The organism is Photobacterium profundum (assembly GCF_003026285.1).
Taxonomy (GTDB): Bacteria; Pseudomonadota; Gammaproteobacteria; order Enterobacterales; family Vibrionaceae; genus Photobacterium; species Photobacterium profundum.
This window is the reverse complement of the sequence record NZ_PYOD01000018.1, coordinates 31,679-52,885: the sequence shown is the minus strand read 5'-3', so window position 1 is coordinate 52,885 and position 21,207 is coordinate 31,679. Positions and strand designations below refer to the sequence as shown.

Sequence of the window (21,207 nt, the reverse complement as noted above, 5' to 3'; positions counted from 1 at the left end):
CACAATAACTTATTTATCATAATAAAAAGCAGAGCACGGTATTACTGGTTTGTAATACGAATAGTGCTCTGCTTTTATTTTGAACAATCTATATTATTTTATTGAGTTACATACAAATCACGCGTATAACGCCCTTCTGATGCATTCGTTTTCGAATAGCCACCCACTTTCGTTTGCTTCAATACAGAACGAGTATAGAAATATAACGGCACCGCTGGCATCTCGTCTGCAAATACTTCTTCTGCCTGCTGGTAATAATCATTACGTTTGCTATCTGTTGGTGCTTTAATGGCTAGCTTCATCGCCTCATCGTAATTAACATTGCTCCATCTTGCGTAGTTCATACCAGTACTTTCAAAGTATGATAAAAACGTTGATGCTTCGTTGTAATCGCCTACCCACGCATAACGTGCAACATCAAAGTCACGTTGAGATAGTTTTTGTAAGAATGTTTTCCATTCTTGGTTTGCTAGTTCGACTTCAACACCTAAACTTTTCTTCCACATCGAAGAAACAACAATGGCTAATTTCTTATGTGATTCACTGGTGTTGTAAACCAACTCGAACTTAAGCGGGTTCTTTTTATCAAACCCTGCTTCTTTTAATAACGCTTGAGCTTTCTTAGTACGCTCTTTCTGGCTCATGGATTCCCATGCAAGCTTCGGTGCTTCAAAACCAGATACTGAAGGTGGCGTTACACCATAAGCCGGAATTTGACCCTGTCCCAAAATGATATCTGTTACAACATTACGATCGATGGCATAGGCTAAGGCTTTACGCACTCGCACATCATCAAACGGCTTTTTATTAATATTGAATAAATAATAATACGTACCCAACGATGGCATTGTTAATAGCTCGTCAGGACGTTGCTTTTTAATCGCATTGTATTGCTCTAAAGGAAATGACGAGGTGATATCAATTTCACCAGTACGGAAGCGGTTATACTCTGCGGTTAGATCTTGAATTGGCAGGTAAGTAACTTTGGTTACTTGTGTTTTTTCATTGTTCCAATACGTTGGGCTCTTTTCCAACACGATACGCTCGTTCAATACCCACTTACTTAGCTTATAAGCGCTGCTTGTGACAATATTCTCTGGCTTCGTCCATGCGTCACCGTATTTTTCGATCGCAGCTTGATAAACAGGATACGTCGATTCATGTACTAACATTTTAGCAAAGTACGGCACGGGTTTCGTTAGCGTAATTTGAAGCGTTTTATCATCCAGCGCTTTCACACCTAACTGATCTGTCGATAACTCGCCTTTGTTGATTTCATCAGCATTCACAATGTTTGCCATTGTGTAATACCAGGCATAAGGTGCAGCTGTTGCAGGATCAATCACACGCTGAAAGCTATATTCAAAATCTTTCGCTGTTATTGGCTCGCCATTCGACCACTTAGCCCCATCACGTAAATGAAAGGTATACACTTTTCCATCTTCTGACTTTTCCCAACTTGTTGCTAAAGCAGGAACAATATTGCCAGCAGTATCTTGAGTCACTAACCCCTCAAACATATCTTGAATAACACGAGAGCTCGCAGTATCAGATGAATACGCGGGATCCAGCGTTGGCACTTCATCGCCATTACCACGAACGATCTCTTGAACCTTTGCTAACGTAACCCCTGCAGGTACATCTGCAGCTGAAACGGGGGCAATAACCAACGGTGCCGCAGCTATAAGAGCAACCATTGCCGCTAACTTAGATTTCTTGATGCCTTGCATATCAAATCCTTTTAATCATGGGTACCAATCTAAATAATTCTCTGATCATTCACTTATTCAGAGTGGTATTAGAAAACACAAAACACATACGGCACGTACTTCCATCTCGCGCTTTTTGTTTTGTCAAAATGCAACTATTTGCTTACCCAGAATACTCTTGGAAGAATAGTTTCATAGCAATAAAAGGATAAAAATGAGGGATATATGGCAGTAGTCACAAAAAAAGCCGATGATTATCATCGGCTTTTGGGGGTGTTCGATATTTTCAGGCTAACTAGTCGTTGTCTTTAAGCTGAATACCTTCACGAGTGATTTCAATCAGACCTTGCTTGTATAAGCCACCGATTGTTTTCTTGAACGTTGCTTTACTTGTACGGAACGCTTCGAAAATTTCATCAGGTGATGATTTATCGCTTAGTGGCATGAAACCACCCTTACGCTCAAGCGACTTCAACACTTTATCTGACAAATCGTCAACTTTGCCACGGCCTGCTTTCTGTAGTGACAAGCTGATTTTACCGTCTGGACGAAGTTCTTTCACAAACGCTCTCAGTTTCTTGCCAACAAACAGTTTACCAAAAGACTCTGTTTTGAAGATAAGACCCCAGTGCTCATTTTCAATCGCAACTTTGTAGCCAAGGTCGGTAATTTCGACAATAGTTACTTTCACTTCTTGGCCAACAGTGTAATTAGCCGGTGTGTTATCAAGGAAACGGTTAAACTTCGTTGAGCCAACAATACGACCCGATGCTTTATCGGTATAAACGCGAAGCATCACGTTGTCGCCTTCTTCCAACTTACGGCGTTGCTCACTGAATGGAACTAATAGGTCTTTAACCAAACCCCAATCAACAAATGCACCAAAGCTGCTAACGCCTACAACACGTAGCTTAGCAAACTCACCTACCTGAACCAATGGTTCTGTCGTGGTTGCAATGATGTCATCTTGCGAATCAAAATAGATGAAAACTTTCAGCTCATCACCCAGTTGCGTGCCGGCTGGAACAGAATTCTTTGGCAAAAGAATATTACCAATGTCTTCACCACCATCTAGAAAAACGCCAAAATCAACTAGCTTGACGACTTCTAATGTGTTGTATTGTCCAATCTTAATCATGAATCCGACACTCTCTGAGTAAATAATAATGATACATTTCGTAAAGCTAAGTCACAAACAGCGAGACATTACGCTATAGACGAGTATCAATACGAACTTTGGTCGCGCATTATACGTGATGTTAGTTCAGCTTGCCTGACCTATCTTCGGTTATTTGGCTAAATTTCATGCTGTTGACACAAATCAATGCAGAATCAACTAATAATACCCACTTAAATACTCTAAAATTATAACCATAAACACCGAATAACCACCAGCATAGAGGCATATAAACGAAGTGATCACTGTCGAAAGAAAAGATGGGCATAAACTAAAGATTTCCCATGTCATCCAGGAAACAACTAATCGACAGCTTGATATGTATATTTTCGTTCCTGGTGAACTTGGCTTACATTCCAATATCGTTACCGAAGATGAATTTTATCACAATGCCATTCAAGGCAAACGTACTTACTACAGTGACATTAATCATCTTCCACTGGTACACAGTCGACTCGCCAGCCGAGGTAAACTATCCAGTGAACAGTATCGTTTAAGTTTGAGTTTATACGCCTATCAGTATGCGCTTGCGCTCGAGAAATCAGCTCAGCAATTATTAGATGATAAACAAGAACGTGATTTAGAAGAAGTCGCCGAAGTTGCCCAACTTTGTGTACGTATTCTAAAGCGCTTACGTAGAAGTCGTCCTACTGATAAAAAACTGCTGAAATACTACGAAAATATCGATAATTACTTATCGTGGTTTACCGAACAACGTTGCCTTGCATTAGTATCGCATCTACCTCGCAGCAAAGAATATCCAGAAATAAAGGAAATGCTGTTAGAAACCTGCAAAACAGAATCAGAGCACCGTACTAAGCACGACTATAACTCTTCAAAAGCAATGCAAGATCAAACGCGTATGTCTAACAAAATGCGTTTACTGCGGCGCTTGATTGAATACCCAGTAACAATGAAAGAAAAAACCATTGAACTGGGTAAAAATACCAAGAAAATTGTGACCGGTTTGGCTGCAGGTATCGTGATGATTTTCGTTACCATCATGCTGATTAAAGCACGCGGTTTCTTAGGTGATATTACAGCCTCTTTCATCTTGGTACTTTCTTTGATCTATGCGGCTCGTGAAGTATTTAAAGACGATTTAAAAATAATGTTATGGCGCCTATTGCGCAAAGGTAAAGCAAAGTGGCGTAAACAATTCTTCGATGCAAATACAGGCCACCTAACAGGTCGACAACTGGAATGGCTGGAGTATACCAACTACGACGCATTAGAAAGCGATATTAAAAAGGTGCGTAAACACCAAGTATCGCAACGTGAAGAAACGATATTGCACTACAAAAGTACCACTCGTATGTCACCCACTAAGTTTTTAAGTGGTTATGAACAAACACTTGAATCCATCATGCTTGATTTACGTGTATTTACCCGCTTAATGGAAAAAGGGTCACAGCGAATTTACCAACTCAATGATGGGCAGGTTACCAAGGAGTCGGTTGAAAAACGCCACTTAATTAACTTAATCACCAAAGAAACAGATGAAGACGATACGGTACGTATTCAACGATGGAAGATCATCATGAATCGTTCTCGCATTGTTGATATAGAAGTAATGGAAATGGTCACTCCTGAAAAATAACAAATCGCAGTGGAATATGGCTTAGCCAAAGTTCAATCTGTCAGTGCCAGTTCGTAACCTAAGCTGACAGGTTCCACCACATCCATTAATCTTCTGATCTAGCCTAACTGGAAAGCTTTTAGTGTATTTCTTATCATTAATAAAATTCCAGACCGGAAATATGACTATTGTTGATATTAATATTAATTAGTCAATGAGATTTTCTATGCGTTACCTGAGTTTTCTTGTCTTCAGCACTACCATGGTGTCATCCGCTTACGCTATGAAGCCAATTCCCCCGCAAAGTGGCTTCAGTGGTTTTATCAATCTCGGAGCTGGTGTTACCAACGTCGAATCCAACACGCTGGCAAAGTTCGGCAGTGTCGACCTTGGTAACAAAAGCATCGACACTCTCACTAACTCACCTGATAGTGAAACCTCCGGTCTACCTGTACTCGGTCTGGAGATCGCCTACACTTTTGCCAGCACCCGTACCCAGGTATTTTTTGGTAACCAACTTGAAGACTATATCCGTTTCGACTTTGCCGCCCTTGCTGGTGTACGGCAAGAAATAGGTAATGCAGGTGTAATCGGTGTTAGCTTTTTACATACGCCGCTTGCGACCGAAGTGTGGGAAGATCCCTTTGTTACTGGCACCAATCGTATAAACACCGATCGCTCCAGCAACGGCTATCGACTCATCTGGGATAAAATATACGGAACCGGACTAGAGCTTCGCTACTCTGCACGGGAAGTTGATATCGATAAGGAACGAAGTGGTGAAGATCTGGGGTTATCTACTGCTGATCGCGCTCTGCTGGATCGTAACGGCGATAGAAATCGCTTCTCTGTTCAATACTCTTTTAACTGGGACGAGAATAAACATCGAGTTACCCCTGCTATAGCCTATATTGATCAAGATCTTGACGGCGACGCCGTAGCCTATGATGGACTGTCTTTTAATATAAACTATATTTACTCAGTTAATCGCTGGAAATTTGTCACCAATGCCAATTATGCAACTTTGGAATACGATGAGGCCAACCCAGTTTACAGTAAAAAAGCAGACAGTAATCGATATGGTGCCAGCTTTACAGCCTTCTATAACAAACCTTTTGGCTGGGAAGGCTGGCTTGCCAATGCTGGTGTGGTCTGGTTTGAAGAAGATAGTGATATTAACTTTTATGATTCGTCAGTAAACCTAGCAAGCATTGGAATGTTATACCTGTTTTAATAAAGAGTTACCTTCAATCATTGACGTTCAATGGATTGCCTTCACCTTTTTATTGACTGTATTTAAAGGCAGGTACTCATAAATTAAAATATCATCTTGCACGACAAGATGGTTAATTGTGCCTATCCTATTTTGTTATGCCTGTTTAGGGCCATTTAGCGATGACCTCTGATGCATTAATAACCTATTCATTATCTTTAATGATTAACTACATCTGCACATCTTCTGTTTTTATCTTTGCTTTATAATTCCTCTGGTTCCAAAAATAACTATTTTTATAATAAATCTAACCATTTTCTATTTATCTTTTTTATATTAACGAGGGATCAGCACGTGTTTGCATCTATTAAAACACGCATTGCAGTCAGCTCTGGCGTAGCAATGATATTCACGCTTGCTATTGCAATGTGGTTTACCACGCAATCATTCACTTCCGTTCAGCATCAAATTACCAACCGTGTTACTGAACAATTAAAAACAGCAACAGACAATAACCTCATCGCTGCAGCTAACGAGCAAAGCAACACGCTAAATAACCAACTGGCTCCGGTTTTGGCTAATCTTGACCAATTACGTACCATGCTCGAATTAACGGCATCACAACAAGGCAGCGCCGATCTTTTAGTTCAACAGTTTATTGCTAGCCTTAAAAATCAAAACAAAAGTGTTTTTGCCGGTTACATGGTATGGGAATTCTCACCTTGGGCTGCACCAGTCACGCAAGAAGGCCTTGCTTCATTAAATAAAGCGGGTTACCTAGCCCCATTTTTTTCCCCTACCTCGGCTGGTGGCTTTGAACCTACAGCAATGGATTCCTTCCGAAACCAATCGCTTAATAGCAATGGAGAACGTATTGACGAGTGGCATCTCGCGCCGTATGAAACGGGCAATACGTTTGTTATGGAACCGTATTATTACGACGTGCGTGGCAACAAAGAGCTGATCACTACTATCAGCCAACCATTGAAAGTTAACGGAAAAATCGTTGGTTCATTAGGTTTTGACTGGTCGTTGGCTGAATTTCAAGGTCAAAGCCAACAACTTGCTAGCGAGCTGTATGACGGCCAAGGCGACATCATGATTACCTCATGGCAAGGTAATGTGATGGCGCACAGCAAAGCACCTGCCGATGTGGGTAAGGCTGTTTCTGGTGATATTTCACAACGTTGGGGCGATATTCAACAGCTCGCCTTAAGTAACAATCAAACACTGCTGACGATCGGTAACGACATCATGGCAGTATCATCAGTTAATACCACAGGCAAACCATGGATTGTGTTGGTATCAATTCCTTCTAACGTGTTAACCAAAGACGTGAATGCTTTCACCGATTGGAGCACAGAGCAAAACGACCAAGCCATCACAAATGGTGTGTTAGCGGGCTTATTCGCAGCCATCGTGGGTATTGTAGCCATGATTTTACTGGCAAACAACATCGGCAAAATCATGATGCAGTTAGTTGAGCGCATGCGTGATATTGCCGAAGGTGAAGGTGATTTAACCCACCGTATTGAAATTCACAGCAAAGACGAAACGGGTCAACTCGCGCACTGGTTCAATACGTTCGTAGCACGTATGCAAGAAACCCTGCGTCACGCGACCGAAACCGCGGAAGCCGTGGATCGCAATGCCGTTGCCGGTACCGAAAAATCAGACGACGCGAAAACGAAACTGGCGATACAGTTGGCTGAAGTGAACTCATTAGCCACCGCTATGAATGAAATGAGTGCCACAGCCAATGAAGTGGCAAGCTCTGCTGTTCAGGCAGCCACCGCAGCGAGTCAGGTGCAAGTGAGTAGCCAAGAAGGCATTGCGAAAATGGATTACGCCGCCTGTTCCGTCACCGAATTAGCAGAACGTATTAACAATGCACAAGCGCAAATCCAGAACTTGGCTGAATCCAGTGCCGCGATTCAGAACATCTTGTCTGAAATTGGCGGTATTGCGGATCAAACTAATTTACTCGCTCTTAATGCCGCGATTGAAGCTGCCCGTGCAGGTGAATTTGGCCGTGGCTTTGCCGTCGTTGCCGACGAAGTTCGTAGCTTGGCAAATCGCACACAAGGATCAACCGAAGAAATCCGTGGCATGTTATCTCGCCTCGAAAACGAAACCCAATCGATCGTAGTTTTGATGGCCGAGAGTCAACAACAAGCCCTCTCAACCCGTACTGAAACAGATTCAGCTCAAGCTGCATTAGAAGAAATCAATGCCGCGATTAACGTGGTCAACGATATGAACAACCAGATTGCATCTGCCGCAGAAGAGCAAAGTTTGGTCACCGAAGAGATCAACCGCAACGTAGTGATCATCAACGAAACCGCCAATGATGTAGTGGATAGCATGAATGCATCGTCTACCTTGTCGGAACAATTGGCTGATACGGCGACTACATTACGTACGGAACTAAATCAGTTTCGTACATAATCACAGCCTTACGTATATACGATAACGCATAATATAAAAAGCCACCGAAATTACTCCTCAGTGGCTTTTTTTTGATATTAAATTCAATAACGACTTTAAAACCTACCTAATACCATCATGGATAAGTCTATGGTCAGATAGGCTTATCATTTGATTTAGCTTGCTTTAAGGTTTAGTGCAGTTCGGTTAATGTCATTCCAAAAGTAATAAAAACAAGAGCAAGGGCAAATTTATCCGACGAGGAATACCTTATGCTACTCGTCCCATAAAAGTGAATAATTTAAATTCATGGGCAAGAAGTAACATAATATCGAGGAAATAATGATCAGCATCACCATAAATGGACAACTGTTTGAGGTCGATAAAAATCAAACCCTGCTTACTATCACCAGACACCATAGCATCCATATCCCTTCACTCTGTGATTCAGATACTAATGGAAAAAAAAACCTCTGTGACCTTTGTGAAATCGAAGTTGATGGTTTTGGTATAAAAAAAGCGTGCAAAATAACGCCATTTGACGGCATGTCAGTAATCACAGAATCTGAACAATTATCAAAGCGTAGAAAAAAAGCGCTTATTCGAATACTGTCTGAACACAAAGCTGAATACTGCGAAGCTCCTTGTCAAACGGCTTGCCCTGCAGGTGTCGACATTCAGTCTTATCTTTATCATATTTCGAAAAATGATCACAAGAAAGCAATAGAAGTCATTAAGCAGACATTGCCTATGCCATTATCAATTGGTCGTGTATGTCCTGCATTCTGTGAAGCAGGCTGCCGACGTCGATTAATTGATGAACCACTTGCAATCCGTCAATTGAAACGACATACAGCTGACATAGATCTTGCTGCTCTAGAGTCTTATGTTCCAGCTCGAAAACCTCATAAAGATAAATCCATCGCTATTATCGGTAGTGGTCCTGGTGGACTAACCTGCGGCTATTACCTTAGCAATGAGGGTTATGATGTTACCGTGTTTGAAGCAATGCCCAATCCCGGAGGCTGGCTTCGTTACGGCATTCCTGAATACCGTTTACCCAAAGCTATTCTTGATAAAGAAATTGAAGTAATGTGTCGAAACGGTATGGAGATTAAAACCTCCTGTAAACTTGGTGAAGAACTTACTTTATCTGAACTAAGCGAGAAGTATGATGCTGTCTGTATGGCAGTAGGCGCATCAAAAGCCGTTGGTATGAGCTACCCAGGTAGTGATTTAAAAGGGTGTTACCTTGGGGTTGATTACCTCAAAGATTTTGTAACAGAGCAACAATACATAACTGGGAAAAGAGTAGCAGTAATCGGTGGTGGAAATACCGCAATTGACTGCGCTCGTACTGCTGTAAGAGCAGGAGCTAATACGACGCTGATCTATCGCCGTACTCGAGCAGAAATGCCAGCAGAAGCCTATGAAGTTGATGAAGCCGAACAGGAAGGCGTCAAGTTTAGCTTTTTGACTAATCCTGTAGAAAATATTGGCGATGAACACAACAGGGTAAATAAGGTCTGCCTAGAAAAAATGGCGCTTGGCACACCTGACTCATCAGGACGTTCGCGTCCAGAACCAACTGGCGAATATATTACCCAAGAGTTTGATACTGTTATTGCTGCCGTGTCACAAGCCCCAGACCTCAGTTTTCTTGATAACGACAATATCGACATACCATTAACCCGCTGGAATACTATCGATTGCGATGAAACAACAATGCACAGTGGTGTCCGTAATATATTTGGTATTGGTGATTTTCGCCGTGGTCCTGCCACTGCGGTAGAAGCGGTAGCTGACGGTAGAGCCGCAGCTAAAGCAATTGATTGTTACTTAAATGGCAATATGAAAAGCCTGCAAAGCAACTCATTCAACTTTAACAATGACTCAAAAATGCAGTTTGTTAATCCGTCACATTTAACGAACGTAACACAAGTCATGAGATCTCTAGCTCGAGGGCAGACATCAGAACAAAAAGAACTTAACTTTTCTGATGCCATGAAACATATATTACGAGTGACAATGCCTGAACTAACCGTTGATCAGCGACGATTAAATTTTAGTGAAGTCGAAACAGGGTTTACAAATCAATCAGCTATAACTGAAGCCAAACGTTGTCTTGAATGTGGCTGTCAACTCAGAAATAAATGCGATCTTCGAGATTACGCATCAGAATATAAAATAGATGCCTCTGAGCTCACAACTATCAATCGGCATAAAACAACCAATAGCTATTTTTCAAATAATACAATATCACTCAATATGACAAAGTAATTACTATATATACTCAAATCACCTCAAGATGCTCATTTCTGGAGGACAAAAAGAATAAGAGAAACCTGATTATATCGCCGTAATCAGGTTCACACTTTTATGTCAGAACAGCTCCAAACATGGTTAACTAGTGCTTGAAAGTATTCGTTTCAGTTTCACTAGTTGCAGTAAGATCACCTGCCGGATTAATGAGATGAGGCAAAATCTTAGGTAAATTTAGCTCGATATCTTTATCTTCAACTGAACTAATAACCTCGTTATACCAGCCAAGCAAGCCTAGTACAGCATAGCCAATCGCATCATCACTTTCGCGGTGTTCAATAATTATCTGTAGAAACCGTAAGATAGCCTTATCATTTGATTTAGCTTGCTTTAAGGTTTCTTGAAAGATATCTGTTGCCTCAGCAATTACACCTTCATATTCAGTATCAATTGCAACTTTAAAAGATCCACCATCAACGGAAATTTTCATATCAATTTAGCCTGTTATTCTAATTGGTGTGAATATTATCGAATAAACTACAACTTGTCGCTAAGCGCCCTCTAAAACACACTTTAAATGGTTAGACCTAAGTCAATAATGAAGAAAATCATGTTATTGAGAGGCTTAGTTCTTACTTAGCTTGTAATACCCCTACTTTTTGTCTCTTGTTAGTCAGCATTAACTTGTTACTCTTTAAGAAGAGTTACTCGAAATAATCATGCTTTTGATAAGTGAGCAGTCAATGAAAACCCTGTCCCAACTTGTGTTCAACAATACTTACAGTGAATTACCTACAACCTTTGGTACAGCTGTAATACCTCAGCCGCTATCTGACCCTTTTTTGGTAAGCGTTAATCCACAAGTTGCTGAAATGCTTGAGTTAGACCCGCTAGAAGCAAAAACACGCCTCTTTATTGACACCTTTACTGGCAATGAAGAGTTGGCAGGTACAACGCCGCTAGCAATGAAATATACAGGGCATCAGTTTGGACATTACAATCCTGACCTTGGGGATGGTCGTGGCTTGTTGTTGGGTGAAGTATTAACATCGACGAATACTAAATGGGATATTCATTTAAAAGGCTCAGGTAAAACGCCCTATTCTCGCCAAGGTGATGGTCGTGCAGTATTACGTTCGAGTATTCGCGAATACCTAGGTAGTGCAGCACTTAATGGGCTGGGCATTAAAACCACCCATGCGTTGGCACTATTAGGTAGCACAACACTGGTTTTTCGCGAAAAAATGGAGCGTGGTGCAACCTTAATTCGTGTGGCTGAAAGCCATTTACGTTTTGGTCATTTCGAGTATTTGTTTTATACCCACCAGCACTGCGAACTTAAACTGCTTGCAGACTATTTAATAAAGCATCACTTTCCCGATTTACTTACGACTGAAGGTGGGCAAGAAGATAAACAAACAGTATCAGCTAATCAGCACCATAATATCTATGCCAGCATGTTAACGCGTATTGTAAAATTAACAGCCCGGCTAATTGCAGGGTGGCAATCGGTAGGCTTTGCGCACGGTGTAATGAATACAGACAACATGTCGGTATTAGGGCTCACTTTTGATTATGGTCCTTTTGGCTTCCTTGATGATTATAATCCCGACTACATTTGTAACCATTCTGATTACAGTGGCCGCTACGCGTTTAATCAGCAACCTTCCATTGCTTTGTGGAACTTATCAGCGTTGGGCTATGCACTCACCCCTTTGATCGACAAGGAAGATGTTGATGCGATATTAGATAGCTACCACCTCACACTACAGCGTGATTACAGCGCAAGAATGCGTAATAAATTGGGCCTAGCCGAAAAACGAGAAGAAGATACTGTGCTCTTTTCGAGCCTGTTTGAGTTACTTCAATCACAAATGGTGGATTACACGCTTTTCTTCAGAACACTATCAAGTATTTCAGCTACTGATTTATCTGTGAGTGCATTACCTAATAGCATTGAACGTTTTGACGATTTATTCTCGTGCACCCAACCACTAAAAAAATGGCTTAAGGCATACGCTGTTCGTCTGAATTTCGAAAAAGACGACGATGAATCACGGCTAGAATGGATGAAGCAACATAATCCAAAATACATATTGCGAAACTACCTTGCTCAGCAAGCGATTGATAAAGCAGAAGATGGTGATTTCGCCATGATAGATGAGTTATTACAGGTGCTATCATCCCCCTTTGATGAACATCCTGAATTTAATCAGTTTGCAGATAAACCGCCATATTGGGGAAAAAAACTGGAAATTAGCTGTTCTTCTTAACACTTAAGATTACTAAATAATCCAAACGCCCTGTTACAGTTAGTAACCATGAAATAACTACATTTGATGGTTACTAATATAAAAATCATTAAGCAAATGATTCATCCATTTCATAGTGCGACACGCTTCACGATTCATCAATTCCCCATCATAAAAAAGAGAATTATTACTACCGCTCTATTTACAACAATTCCCTGCCTGTTAAATTCCCTACCCAATTTGAAAAACGTCACAATACAACTTTGATGATGTTAAATGCGAATCGATAAGTAATGACTATGAAACAAATCTCTAGCTTTGAATGGGGACGAATAATTGCCCTATTTGCCGTTATCGCGATTCATGCAAAGCCATTCATGACAATGCCAATCATTGATGATTTACCATGGGTTGGTTTGCTCGTTAACCAGGTAAGTCGGTTTGCTGTACCTTTGTTTTTCATTTTAGCGGGTTTTCTTGTTCAGCCTCGATTAATAGCTGCCCCTTTTCAAACACTTAAACGGTACAGTTTTCCTTTGCTCAAAGTGTGGGCTGCATGGAGTATTATTTATCTACTAACCCCGTTTAACTTACAGACGGTAGCAGAAAAAGGATATTTAGCCGAACGTTCAGGCTATTGGAATTACTTATTGCAAAACCCTCTGAACACGCTGTTTGAGGGTGGTTTAGTGCATTTGTGGTACATTCCCGCACTACTAAGTGCCGTAGCAATACTCGCAGCGTTAATCTCGATTAAACAAGAAAAGTGCATTCTTCCTATCGCCTTTGCACTTTATATTTTTGGATTAATTGCAGGTAGTTATGAGCCAATTTTTGGTATCGAATCGCCGTTATTAACACGTAATGGTCCTTTCTTTAGTACCTTAATTGTGGCGCTTGGTTTTGAAATTCGTCGACATAAGCTGACAATCTCGCAGCCTATCGCTCTGTCGCTGTTATTAGGGGGAATGTCACTGCACTTAGCCGAAGCATATTTCTTAATGTCTAAAGGGGTAGATTTTAATATTCATGACTTTTTGGTGGGTACACCTGTTTGGGTACTAGGCATTTTCTTTTTACTTCAAGCTAACCCGACATTTGGTGACTGCCCACGCGTATCTCGTTGGAGTAAAGATGTACTAGGGGTGTATTTATGCCACCTATTAGTCATTATTTATATTTTGAACATTGCGCGTATGATCAACATCGACGATCTAATCAGGGATCTCACTATCATCCCTCTTACCTTTATCATCTCGATGGTATTGATATGGTTGATTGAGCTAACACCGCTTAAGCGTGTATTACTACGATAACGATTGATCACGTCTTTATCTCTAGACATAAAAACGGCATCTTGCTTTTACTACACTAAAAGCTTTAAAGATGCCGTTTTTCTATATCTATATATTCGATGTTATTACTTAAAAAGTATTAACGCCGATTTATCGGTTAAATACGCTGATTACTGACAAATAACCGTATCAACATCATGCTCAAGCAACCAACGCTGTAACTTCGGTGCTTGATGAATGAAATGTGTGATCACATCACAAGGTTTACCAGCATTGGATGCCGATTTAAGGGCTTGCTGCACTAATGATAAAACCGCTTCATTTTGATCATCATGCAAATAACTCAATGAAGCATTACTTTGATCGAGACCCAAAGTAAACTGACCCAACTGATCAATATCAATCACCATACCATCGAAGTACTGTAAAAATTTTTCGGCTAACAATGCATTACCCGGTAACTCACACATAATGTGCACTTTCAAACCATCAGCACCACGACACAAACCTTGCTCGGCTAATAGATCAATAATGGTTGCAGATTCACTTAACGTACGAACGAACGGAATAACCAATTCAATATTGGCCATACCTTCAGCATTGCGAGCGCGTTTAATAATTTCACACTCAAGTTCAAAGCTACCTCGATGCATCTTCTCTGCAAAACGAGAAACACCACGTAAACCAATCACAGGGTTTATTTCTTTACTTTCTAATTCACTGCCCAATAACTCACTGCGTGTATGCGAATCAGCCCCTGACAGTTTTACCTTTAATGGCTTACCCTTCATCTTTTGAGCTGCGTTAACTAACGCGTTGGTCAATTCAGAGACATAGTATTCAGAAAGTGCGCCATGCACCCCCGCGAGACCAAGTACTTCCTGTTGCTTTTTGTCGTCCAGCTTGTGTGTATCAACGACTGCATAAGGATGAATACCGATAAGTGACTGACTCAAAGCATCTAACGATACTAAACCAATGGAACATTCATCGTTCGCTAATTGAGCGGTATTTGTCAGTAACTCTGAGTAATTCAATTCAGTCTGATTTTCATTTGTCATAAGGCACCAATACAACCATGTTAAAAAGTGCGCGAGGCGTCGTTATCATCCATTGATGACATCGCCCTCATTTAAGAAGCTTAAGTTTGTCAAAGCCATTTATAAACAATATAAACACAAAACAGCCCTATCTTAATGACACATCATCTTCTATCACGTCATCAGGATACTTCCATTAAAACGGTATTAGATGTACGTCCCTTAAAATAAATCACTAAAATCATGCATTAAACATGCAATATCAACTGTTATCCATCACCTTTACCAAGAGAGAAAACATTCCAGAAGAAAATAGGTAAGTGACTGTTAATCATGTTTCATTACTTTATTCGACATTACTGTTTCATGATTCATGTAGCAAGTATTTAAAATACGAAATTGAAAAAATATTCAAAAAATAAGAATAAAAACAAATAAATCATGAGTAATTATCTTTCTGTGTATTTAGGCGTTTCTATAGCAGCTAACACATCACCCCATATAGTCATTTTATGGTCATAGCTTACTATTGACTAACAATCCAGCAGGTATTGCTAAAAAAACAGCATTCAACAATGAAAAATATAAGCCATATCACAAGTTTGGTTTATTCCTGATGGCTTTTGGGCTATCTTAACGCGTCGTTATTTTTTGATATACCAAGGTAGGCAAACGTATTATGCCAATGAAAACTGATGAACTCCGCACCGTTAGCCTAGGGTTAATGCCAACTCCGGCAGAAATTGAAGCTGTCTCTCCTATTACTGACGAAATTGCAGCGCACGTTGCTGATTCTCGCCGTCAAGTTGAAGACATCCTAACGGGTAAGGATTCTCGACTTTTAGTTGTCGTAGGACCATGTTCTGTTCACGATACAGATGCAGCAATGGATTATGCTAAACGCCTTGTTGCTGTTCAGGAACAATACAGAGATGAGCTTTGTATTGTTATGCGTACATATTTTGAAAAGCCTCGTACCGTTGTAGGCTGGAAAGGGTTAATTTCAGATCCACATCTTGACGGCAGCTTAGATTTTGTCGCAGGTTTACATAAAGCACGTAAATTATTAGTTGATGTGAATGCTTTAGGTTTGGCTACTGCTACTGAATTCCTTGATATGATTACAGGACAGTATCTTGCTGACCTAATCACATGGGGAGCAATTGGCGCGCGTACAACTGAGTCTCAAATTCACCGTGAAATGGCTTCTGCCCTTTCTTGTCCTGTTGGTTTCAAAAACGGTACTGACGGAAATATCAAAATAGCCATTGATGCCATTCGTGCAACACGTGAATCTCACCTATTTTGTTCACCAGCGAAAAACGGTCAAATGACAATTTACCGCACAGCAGGTAACCCGCACGGTCATGTAATTTTACGTGGCGGTAAAATGCCAAATTACCACCAAGCTGACGTTGAAACATCATGTAATACACTGGCTGAATTTGATTTACCAACACGCCTTGTTATTGACTTCAGCCACGGCAACTGCCAAAAGCAACACCGTCGTCAACTTGATGTTGCAGCTGATATTTGTACTCAAATTCGTGAAGGCAGCAATTACATTGCGGGTATTATGGCTGAAAGCTTTATTATTGAAGGCAACCAACCTGTTGTTGCTGGTAAAGAAAAAGAACTTGTTTACGGTCAGTCTATTACAGACCCTTGTGTAAACTGGGAAGATACCATCACGATGCTAGATATGCTTGCTGACGCGATCAAAACACGTAAATAAAATCAGATAAATAGGTACAGTTACTCAAATACTGTATCTATTTTCTGTTAAAATACTGCATTGCCAAAGCTAAACCATTAGATTTAGCGACTAAAACCAAACCAAAGTTTAGTACCAACAACACGTCTGATATAAGGCGATATTAACCCGTTTAATGACAGTGCATTTTTCGTAAAGTGTCATATATACTGTCATTAGGTTGATATACATTGGTTAACTTACCCTTTGACATCACAACTAAGGTTGAACACATGCCATCTTTTGATATTGTTTCTGAAGTCGATTTTGTAGAAGTTCGAAATGCTGTAGATAACTCAGCGCGTGAACTAAAAACACGTTTTGATTTTAAAAATGTTGAAGCAAGCATCACGTTTGAAAAAGAAATCGTAAAAATCACGACTGAATCTGACTTCCAGCTAACGCAGCTTGTGTCTATTCTTCGTGGAAACCTAGCTAAACGCGAAGTTGATGCACAATCAATGACGCAAAAAGACACAGTACGTACAGGTAAGGCGTGGGCGTGTAATGTTGAATTCAAGCAAGGCATTGAATCTGGCACTGCGAAAAAAGTTGTGAAAGCAATTAAAGATGCAAAACTTAAGGTTCAAGCATCTATTCAAGGTGACAAAGTGCGCGTAACCGCTAAAAAGCGTGATGATCTACAAGCAACAATGGCGTTAGTTCGTAATAATGAAGAACTAGGCCAACCCTTCCAGTTTGATAACTTCCGCGACTAATACTGCGTAAGTACCTAGAAAAACATAGCGAGATCGATAACAAAATAGACTTTGTTAAGGTCTCGTTTTTATTTATTCCCCCTACTTTTTGATGTCTACGTTCACGAACCTGCCAATCATTTCACATATCATCTGCTGATTAATCGATTGAATTACTCTAAATTTTCACTATAGTAAACAATAGATAAGCTTTATTCATTGCGAATGTAGCAATCAAGGACGTGACCTTTATATGCAAATGAATAGTGAGCAATCATATTGCCAATCACACCACGATAATCCGCTTATTTGGCCCATCATTACGCTATTAAAAGAGCAACCAACAGGTTGGATGATCCATACCCTTTCAGAAGAATTAAAACAACGAGGGATACTATCAACGCTGGATAGTGAGCCAGAAAAAGACCTTTTTAAGCGTAATTTTCTATTGATGAACGCACTATACCAATTGCAAGAAATGTTGCTGCCAGAGCAATGGCTGCAAGCACAAGCAATGGACATTCAGCTCTCTCATAACCTTAGCTCGAACAATAATCAAATAGCGTTCAACGACCCACTGCGTGAATACTATTTAAATTGGAAGAATTATGATGCTGATACTGTAACTATTCAAAATTTACTGTCTTCTTTTTGGCATCGTTATCAAGATCATATTGGCATCCACTCTTCAAAAAAATCAGCACAGAATCCATCAAGTTCACGACACAATTTTCACACCATCAATCAACAAGATTTAATGACGTTAGAACTAACTATCAACGCAAAGCCTAACGAGATTCGTCGTCAGTGGCGTAAACTTGCATTGCGGTGGCACCCAGATAGACCTAATGGCGATGCGCATCAATTCAGAATAATTTGTGAAGCATGGCAAAGAATACAAGAACATTTGAATATCTAGTTCGTTTAAGCATACAACTCATTCGAATTTTTCTAATAAGCTGTTCACCTCTACTGTCTGTTAACTGCTCCATCGCCGCTCTACACTGATTGCATCACTCAGTTGAATTCAAAACCTGAGTATCAGTTCGGAGGCCTTATGGCGATTAGACGTATTAAACAGATTCTTCAATCACACCCATCATCTGATGGTGATGGCGTTAAAATTCAGCGCATTCATGGCTTTGATAACGGATTATTCTCTCCATTCCTAATGCTTGATGAACTTAAATCTGACACTCCAGATGATTATATTGGCGGCTTTCCATCACACCCTCACCGAGGAATTGAAACGTTAACCTATATGCTGCAAGGTCACTTTCAGCATAAAGATCATATGGGTAACACAGGTGAGTTACGTGATGGCGGGGCACAATGGATGTCGGCAGGTCGCGGAGTTATTCATAGTGAAATGCCAGTTATGTCAGACGGAAAGCTGCATGGCTTTCAACTTTGGATAAACCTTCCGGCAACAAAAAAAATGCTACCCGCGCAATATCATGATTTTCAGCCAGAAGAGATAACAGAAAAAGCATTTAATGAACAAAACCTTATTCGTGTTATTGCCGGTGATTTAACCATTAAAGGGGAAACCCTAACTGGTCCATTACAACAAACAGGTGTGCCAACCACAATTGCAGATTGGCAAGCTGGTAGTGGCGAAACCTTCGGCAGCTGTTTAAACCCTGACTTCCAAGCCATGCTATATGTATATAAAGGAATGATTGAAGTGGAAGGCACAACCGTTATTGCTGGGCAAATGGCGATTTTAGAACAGGGAGAAGGGTTAGCGCTTTCAGCCTTAGAAGACAGTGGCGTATTGCTACTTTCAGGCATCCCAATTGACGAGCCTATTGTGCACTATGGACCTTTCGTGATGAATACAATGGATGAAATAAACCAAACCATTCAGGATTATCAAAACGGCACGTTAATTGATGATTGACACTAAAAGCCCACTGCCGTGGGCTTTTAGTCATCGTAAATATATCCATATTAATGTTAAACGTCCCCTATCTTTGTATTTATATTTGTAAAACATTATATCTATCTGTTATTAAAAATTAAAACTGACACCCTTGATCTGAATCAACATAATGCTAAATCACGGGCAGCCATGTTATCAAACCGTTGCAACTACTCGTTCCGCAATGCATTTCCATATCAAAATATCAATTACTTAGTATGAATACAGACGATAATGTTGCGTTACTGTTTCACTCTACCATGACAACCGAAAATGAAATCTTTGATTTCGAAAATGGCCATATTGGTTATATTACGGTCAATTAAAGTTAGATTCAGTTACACCATGAGGCTTCATCTTCATTCTTTTATAGGCATATTACTACTTAGTTTATTCAGCCTTTTATCTCACACAGATGAGAAAAACTGTAAGGGAAGTATGTAGAATGATTGAAGTACATTGGTCTTTAGCTGCCATGTTTGGATTTAGCCAATTCGTATTGTGGGTAAAAATCGGATTGTTTGGTCGTTTTTTATCATGGGTAGATAGTTGTTGCCAAGCCGTCGCAAAAAATATGCTGGGTACACTTTTTGTAAGAATGCGCCCAGCAAACTATGCAAGAACTGAAACAGAGCTTCCATATATTCTTCGTGGTAAACCTGCGTCAATGCATTTAGGTAGCTATATCCAAATGCAAAACAAACTCGCTGAAGCTCGAAATAATAAATAGAACTAACGAAATGATACACTGCTATATGAGAATGATTTGAAATAGACCAAACACGGCAAAACTATCAAAACGGCACGTTAATTAAAAGTTGCTATAAAAAAGCCCACTCTAGTGGGCTTTAAAATATCTAACGTAGTGATAACAGATTAAAATTATTGTGCATATAAGCACGTTTCGCCTTCTGGGCGAGTTTTAAAGCGTCGATGTAGCCACATATACTGTTCTGGTGCCTGCATAATTGAGTTTTCTACAATCTTATTGATAAAAGCTGCACCTTCTTCAGGATTTTTATGAGGGAAACCTTCAACTGGCGGGTACATGGTTAACGTATACTTACCAGAAGCGCTGTCTCGTACCATAGTAAAAGGGACAACGGCACAATCTGTCGCATCCACTAATAAACTCGTGCCTGTTGTTGTACATGCATTATCAACGGCAAATAAAGGGGCAAACGTTGAACGACGGCGTCCGTAATCATGATCAGGTGCATACCAAACACGCTCACCACGGCGAAGAGAACGCAACATACCTTTCACGTCTTTTCGATCAATCAATGTACGGTTTGAACGTGCTCGACCTCGATACTGAAAAAAGTCATAACACGGATTACTGTTTGGGCGGTAAACACCAGTACCTGACATTTTAATACCAAAGGCACGTGCACCTAGCTCAAGGTTCATTGAGTGTACAGCAACGAGTAATGCCCCTTTCCCTTCAGCTTCCAATTTTTGCATGTGCTCTAAACCTTTGATATCAACGTGACGGTTAACACGTACATCAGGCCAAAACCAAGCCATACCGGATTCGAATAGCGCGAGACCAGTATTATCTATATTTTTCTTGATCATCACCTCACGTTCGTCTTTCGACATATTCGGGAAGCAAAGCTCTAAATTGCGATCAATGGTTCTACGGCGTTTTTTCATAAAGCGTAATGCTAAACGCCCTACCCCTTGCCCCATCCGATATTGAATGAAATAAGGTAACCAGCTAATTAAATACATAAGCCCAACAAAAAATAATGTTGGCCAATAACGTGGATGTAAAAGCGCTTTTGTAAATGTGGGAGGCGTAAAATTACTCATAAATAAAAAAGTGAAACCTAGTTATATTTGTTATTTGGTATGCAACAGACAAGCACCCAAGCT

The 21,207-nt window shown here is 40.4% G+C and carries 15 protein-coding genes and 1 pseudogene; 11 read left to right on the top strand and 5 right to left on the bottom strand.

The genetic code is table 11. The features are described 5' to 3' along the window. Positions 1-98 precede the first annotated feature (98 nt). Both C9J48_RS23800 and C9J48_RS23795 read right to left on the bottom strand, forming a co-directional pair. Positions 99-1,730, bottom strand: a complete 1,632-nt coding sequence (locus tag C9J48_RS23800) for a peptide ABC transporter substrate-binding protein (protein WP_006232030.1) — start codon at positions 1,728-1,730, stop codon at positions 99-101. Positions 1,731-2,004: 274 nt separating this feature from the next. Then, positions 2,005-2,847 carry a CvfB family protein gene (locus C9J48_RS23795; protein WP_006232031.1) on the bottom strand — a complete coding sequence of 281 codons (843 nt, stop codon included), beginning with the start codon at positions 2,845-2,847 and terminating at the stop codon, positions 2,005-2,007. 277 nt (positions 2,848-3,124) lie between these two features. On the opposite strand from C9J48_RS23795, the gene C9J48_RS23790 reads away from it, so the two are divergent. The 4 genes and pseudogenes from C9J48_RS23790 to C9J48_RS23775 all read left to right on the top strand — a co-directional run. Continuing rightward, complete coding sequence (locus C9J48_RS23790; protein WP_036803397.1) at positions 3,125-4,486, top strand: hypothetical protein; 1,362 nt, start codon at positions 3,125-3,127, stop codon at positions 4,484-4,486. A 205-nt stretch (positions 4,487-4,691) separates the two neighbouring features. Further along, positions 4,692-5,699, top strand: a complete 1,008-nt coding sequence (locus tag C9J48_RS23785; protein ID WP_006232034.1) for a DUF2860 domain-containing protein — start codon at positions 4,692-4,694, stop codon at positions 5,697-5,699. A gap of 333 nt (positions 5,700-6,032) precedes the next feature. Beyond that, positions 6,033-8,126 (top strand): methyl-accepting chemotaxis protein, encoded by a 2,094-nt coding sequence (locus C9J48_RS23780; protein WP_006232036.1) that lies wholly within the window; start codon positions 6,033-6,035, stop codon positions 8,124-8,126. Positions 8,127-8,447: 321 nt separating this feature from the next. Next, positions 8,448-10,331 (top strand): annotated as a pseudogene (locus C9J48_RS23775) (FAD-dependent oxidoreductase); the annotation flags it as partial. A gap of 181 nt (positions 10,332-10,512) precedes the next feature. Here C9J48_RS23775 and C9J48_RS23770 read toward each other — a convergent pair. Next, a complete protein-coding gene (locus C9J48_RS23770) occupies positions 10,513-10,857 on the bottom strand; it encodes a hypothetical protein (RefSeq protein WP_006232038.1) in 345 nt (114 codons plus the stop codon). A 253-nt stretch (positions 10,858-11,110) separates the two neighbouring features. Here C9J48_RS23770 and C9J48_RS23765 point away from each other — a divergent pair, with 253 nt between their 5' ends. Both C9J48_RS23765 and C9J48_RS23760 read left to right on the top strand, forming a co-directional pair. Beyond that, the gene (locus tag C9J48_RS23765; protein WP_006232039.1) at positions 11,111-12,640 is read left to right on the top strand and encodes a protein adenylyltransferase SelO; all 1,530 of its coding nucleotides are present in this window, start codon (positions 11,111-11,113) and stop codon (positions 12,638-12,640) included. Between the two features lie 278 nt (positions 12,641-12,918). After that, positions 12,919-13,935, top strand: a complete 1,017-nt coding sequence (locus tag C9J48_RS23760; protein ID WP_006232040.1) for an acyltransferase — start codon at positions 12,919-12,921, stop codon at positions 13,933-13,935. A 149-nt stretch (positions 13,936-14,084) separates the two neighbouring features. Here C9J48_RS23760 and C9J48_RS23755 read toward each other — a convergent pair whose 3' ends face one another. Further along, entirely contained in the window at positions 14,085-14,975 is an 891-nt protein-coding gene (locus C9J48_RS23755; protein WP_006232041.1) for a putative PEP-binding protein, read from the bottom strand. Positions 14,976-15,633: 658 nt separating this feature from the next. Between C9J48_RS23755 and C9J48_RS23750 the strand changes: the two genes are divergently transcribed. The 5 genes from C9J48_RS23750 to C9J48_RS23730 all read left to right on the top strand — a co-directional run bounded on the left by C9J48_RS23750 (position 15,634) and on the right by C9J48_RS23730 (position 20,059). Beyond that, entirely contained in the window at positions 15,634-16,689 is a 1,056-nt protein-coding gene (locus tag C9J48_RS23750; RefSeq protein WP_006232042.1) for a 3-deoxy-7-phosphoheptulonate synthase, read from the top strand. A gap of 251 nt (positions 16,690-16,940) precedes the next feature. Beyond that, positions 16,941-17,426: a YajQ family cyclic di-GMP-binding protein gene (locus tag C9J48_RS23745; protein ID WP_006232043.1), complete on the top strand. Its 486-nt coding sequence runs from the start codon at positions 16,941-16,943 to the stop codon at positions 17,424-17,426. Positions 17,427-17,658: 232 nt separating this feature from the next. After that, a complete protein-coding gene (locus C9J48_RS23740) occupies positions 17,659-18,324 on the top strand; it encodes a DNA-J related domain-containing protein (protein ID WP_006232044.1) in 666 nt (221 codons plus the stop codon). Positions 18,325-18,462: 138 nt separating this feature from the next. Then, positions 18,463-19,308: a pirin family protein gene (locus tag C9J48_RS23735; RefSeq protein WP_006232045.1), complete on the top strand. Its 846-nt coding sequence runs from the start codon at positions 18,463-18,465 to the stop codon at positions 19,306-19,308. Positions 19,309-19,774: 466 nt separating this feature from the next. Continuing rightward, a complete protein-coding gene (locus C9J48_RS23730; protein ID WP_006232047.1) occupies positions 19,775-20,059 on the top strand; it encodes a hypothetical protein in 285 nt (94 codons plus the stop codon). 152 nt (positions 20,060-20,211) lie between these two features. On the opposite strand, the gene lpxL is transcribed toward C9J48_RS23730, so the two are convergent. Then, positions 20,212-21,144, bottom strand: coding sequence for an LpxL/LpxP family Kdo(2)-lipid IV(A) lauroyl/palmitoleoyl acyltransferase (lpxL, locus tag C9J48_RS23725; RefSeq protein WP_006232048.1), 933 nt, complete (start codon positions 21,142-21,144; stop codon positions 20,212-20,214). Positions 21,145-21,207 lie beyond the last annotated feature (63 nt).

Excerpts from the sequence above, each read along its gene's own strand:
- C9J48_RS23755 (WP_006232041.1), bottom strand. The coding sequence starts at position 14,975 with ATGACAAATGAAAATCAGACTGAATTGAATTACTCAGAGTTACTGACA.
- C9J48_RS23770 (WP_006232038.1), bottom strand. The coding sequence starts at position 10,857 with ATGAAAATTTCCGTTGATGGTGGATCTTTTAAAGTTGCAATTGATACT.
- C9J48_RS23740 (WP_006232044.1), top strand. The coding sequence starts at position 17,659 with ATGCAAATGAATAGTGAGCAATCATATTGCCAATCACACCACGATAAT.
- C9J48_RS23795 (WP_006232031.1), bottom strand. The coding sequence starts at position 2,847 with ATGATTAAGATTGGACAATACAACACATTAGAAGTCGTCAAGCTAGTT.
- C9J48_RS23765 (WP_006232039.1), top strand. The coding sequence starts at position 11,111 with ATGAAAACCCTGTCCCAACTTGTGTTCAACAATACTTACAGTGAATTA.
- C9J48_RS23750 (WP_006232042.1), top strand. The coding sequence starts at position 15,634 with ATGCCAATGAAAACTGATGAACTCCGCACCGTTAGCCTAGGGTTAATG.
- C9J48_RS23745 (WP_006232043.1), top strand. The coding sequence starts at position 16,941 with ATGCCATCTTTTGATATTGTTTCTGAAGTCGATTTTGTAGAAGTTCGA.
- C9J48_RS23760 (WP_006232040.1), top strand. The coding sequence starts at position 12,919 with ATGAAACAAATCTCTAGCTTTGAATGGGGACGAATAATTGCCCTATTT.
- C9J48_RS23730 (WP_006232047.1), top strand. The coding sequence starts at position 19,775 with ATGATTGAAGTACATTGGTCTTTAGCTGCCATGTTTGGATTTAGCCAA.
- lpxL (WP_006232048.1), bottom strand. The coding sequence starts at position 21,144 with ATGAGTAATTTTACGCCTCCCACATTTACAAAAGCGCTTTTACATCCA.
- C9J48_RS23800 (WP_006232030.1), bottom strand. The coding sequence starts at position 1,730 with ATGCAAGGCATCAAGAAATCTAAGTTAGCGGCAATGGTTGCTCTTATA.
- C9J48_RS23735 (WP_006232045.1), top strand. The coding sequence starts at position 18,463 with ATGGCGATTAGACGTATTAAACAGATTCTTCAATCACACCCATCATCT.
- C9J48_RS23785 (WP_006232034.1), top strand. The coding sequence starts at position 4,692 with ATGCGTTACCTGAGTTTTCTTGTCTTCAGCACTACCATGGTGTCATCC.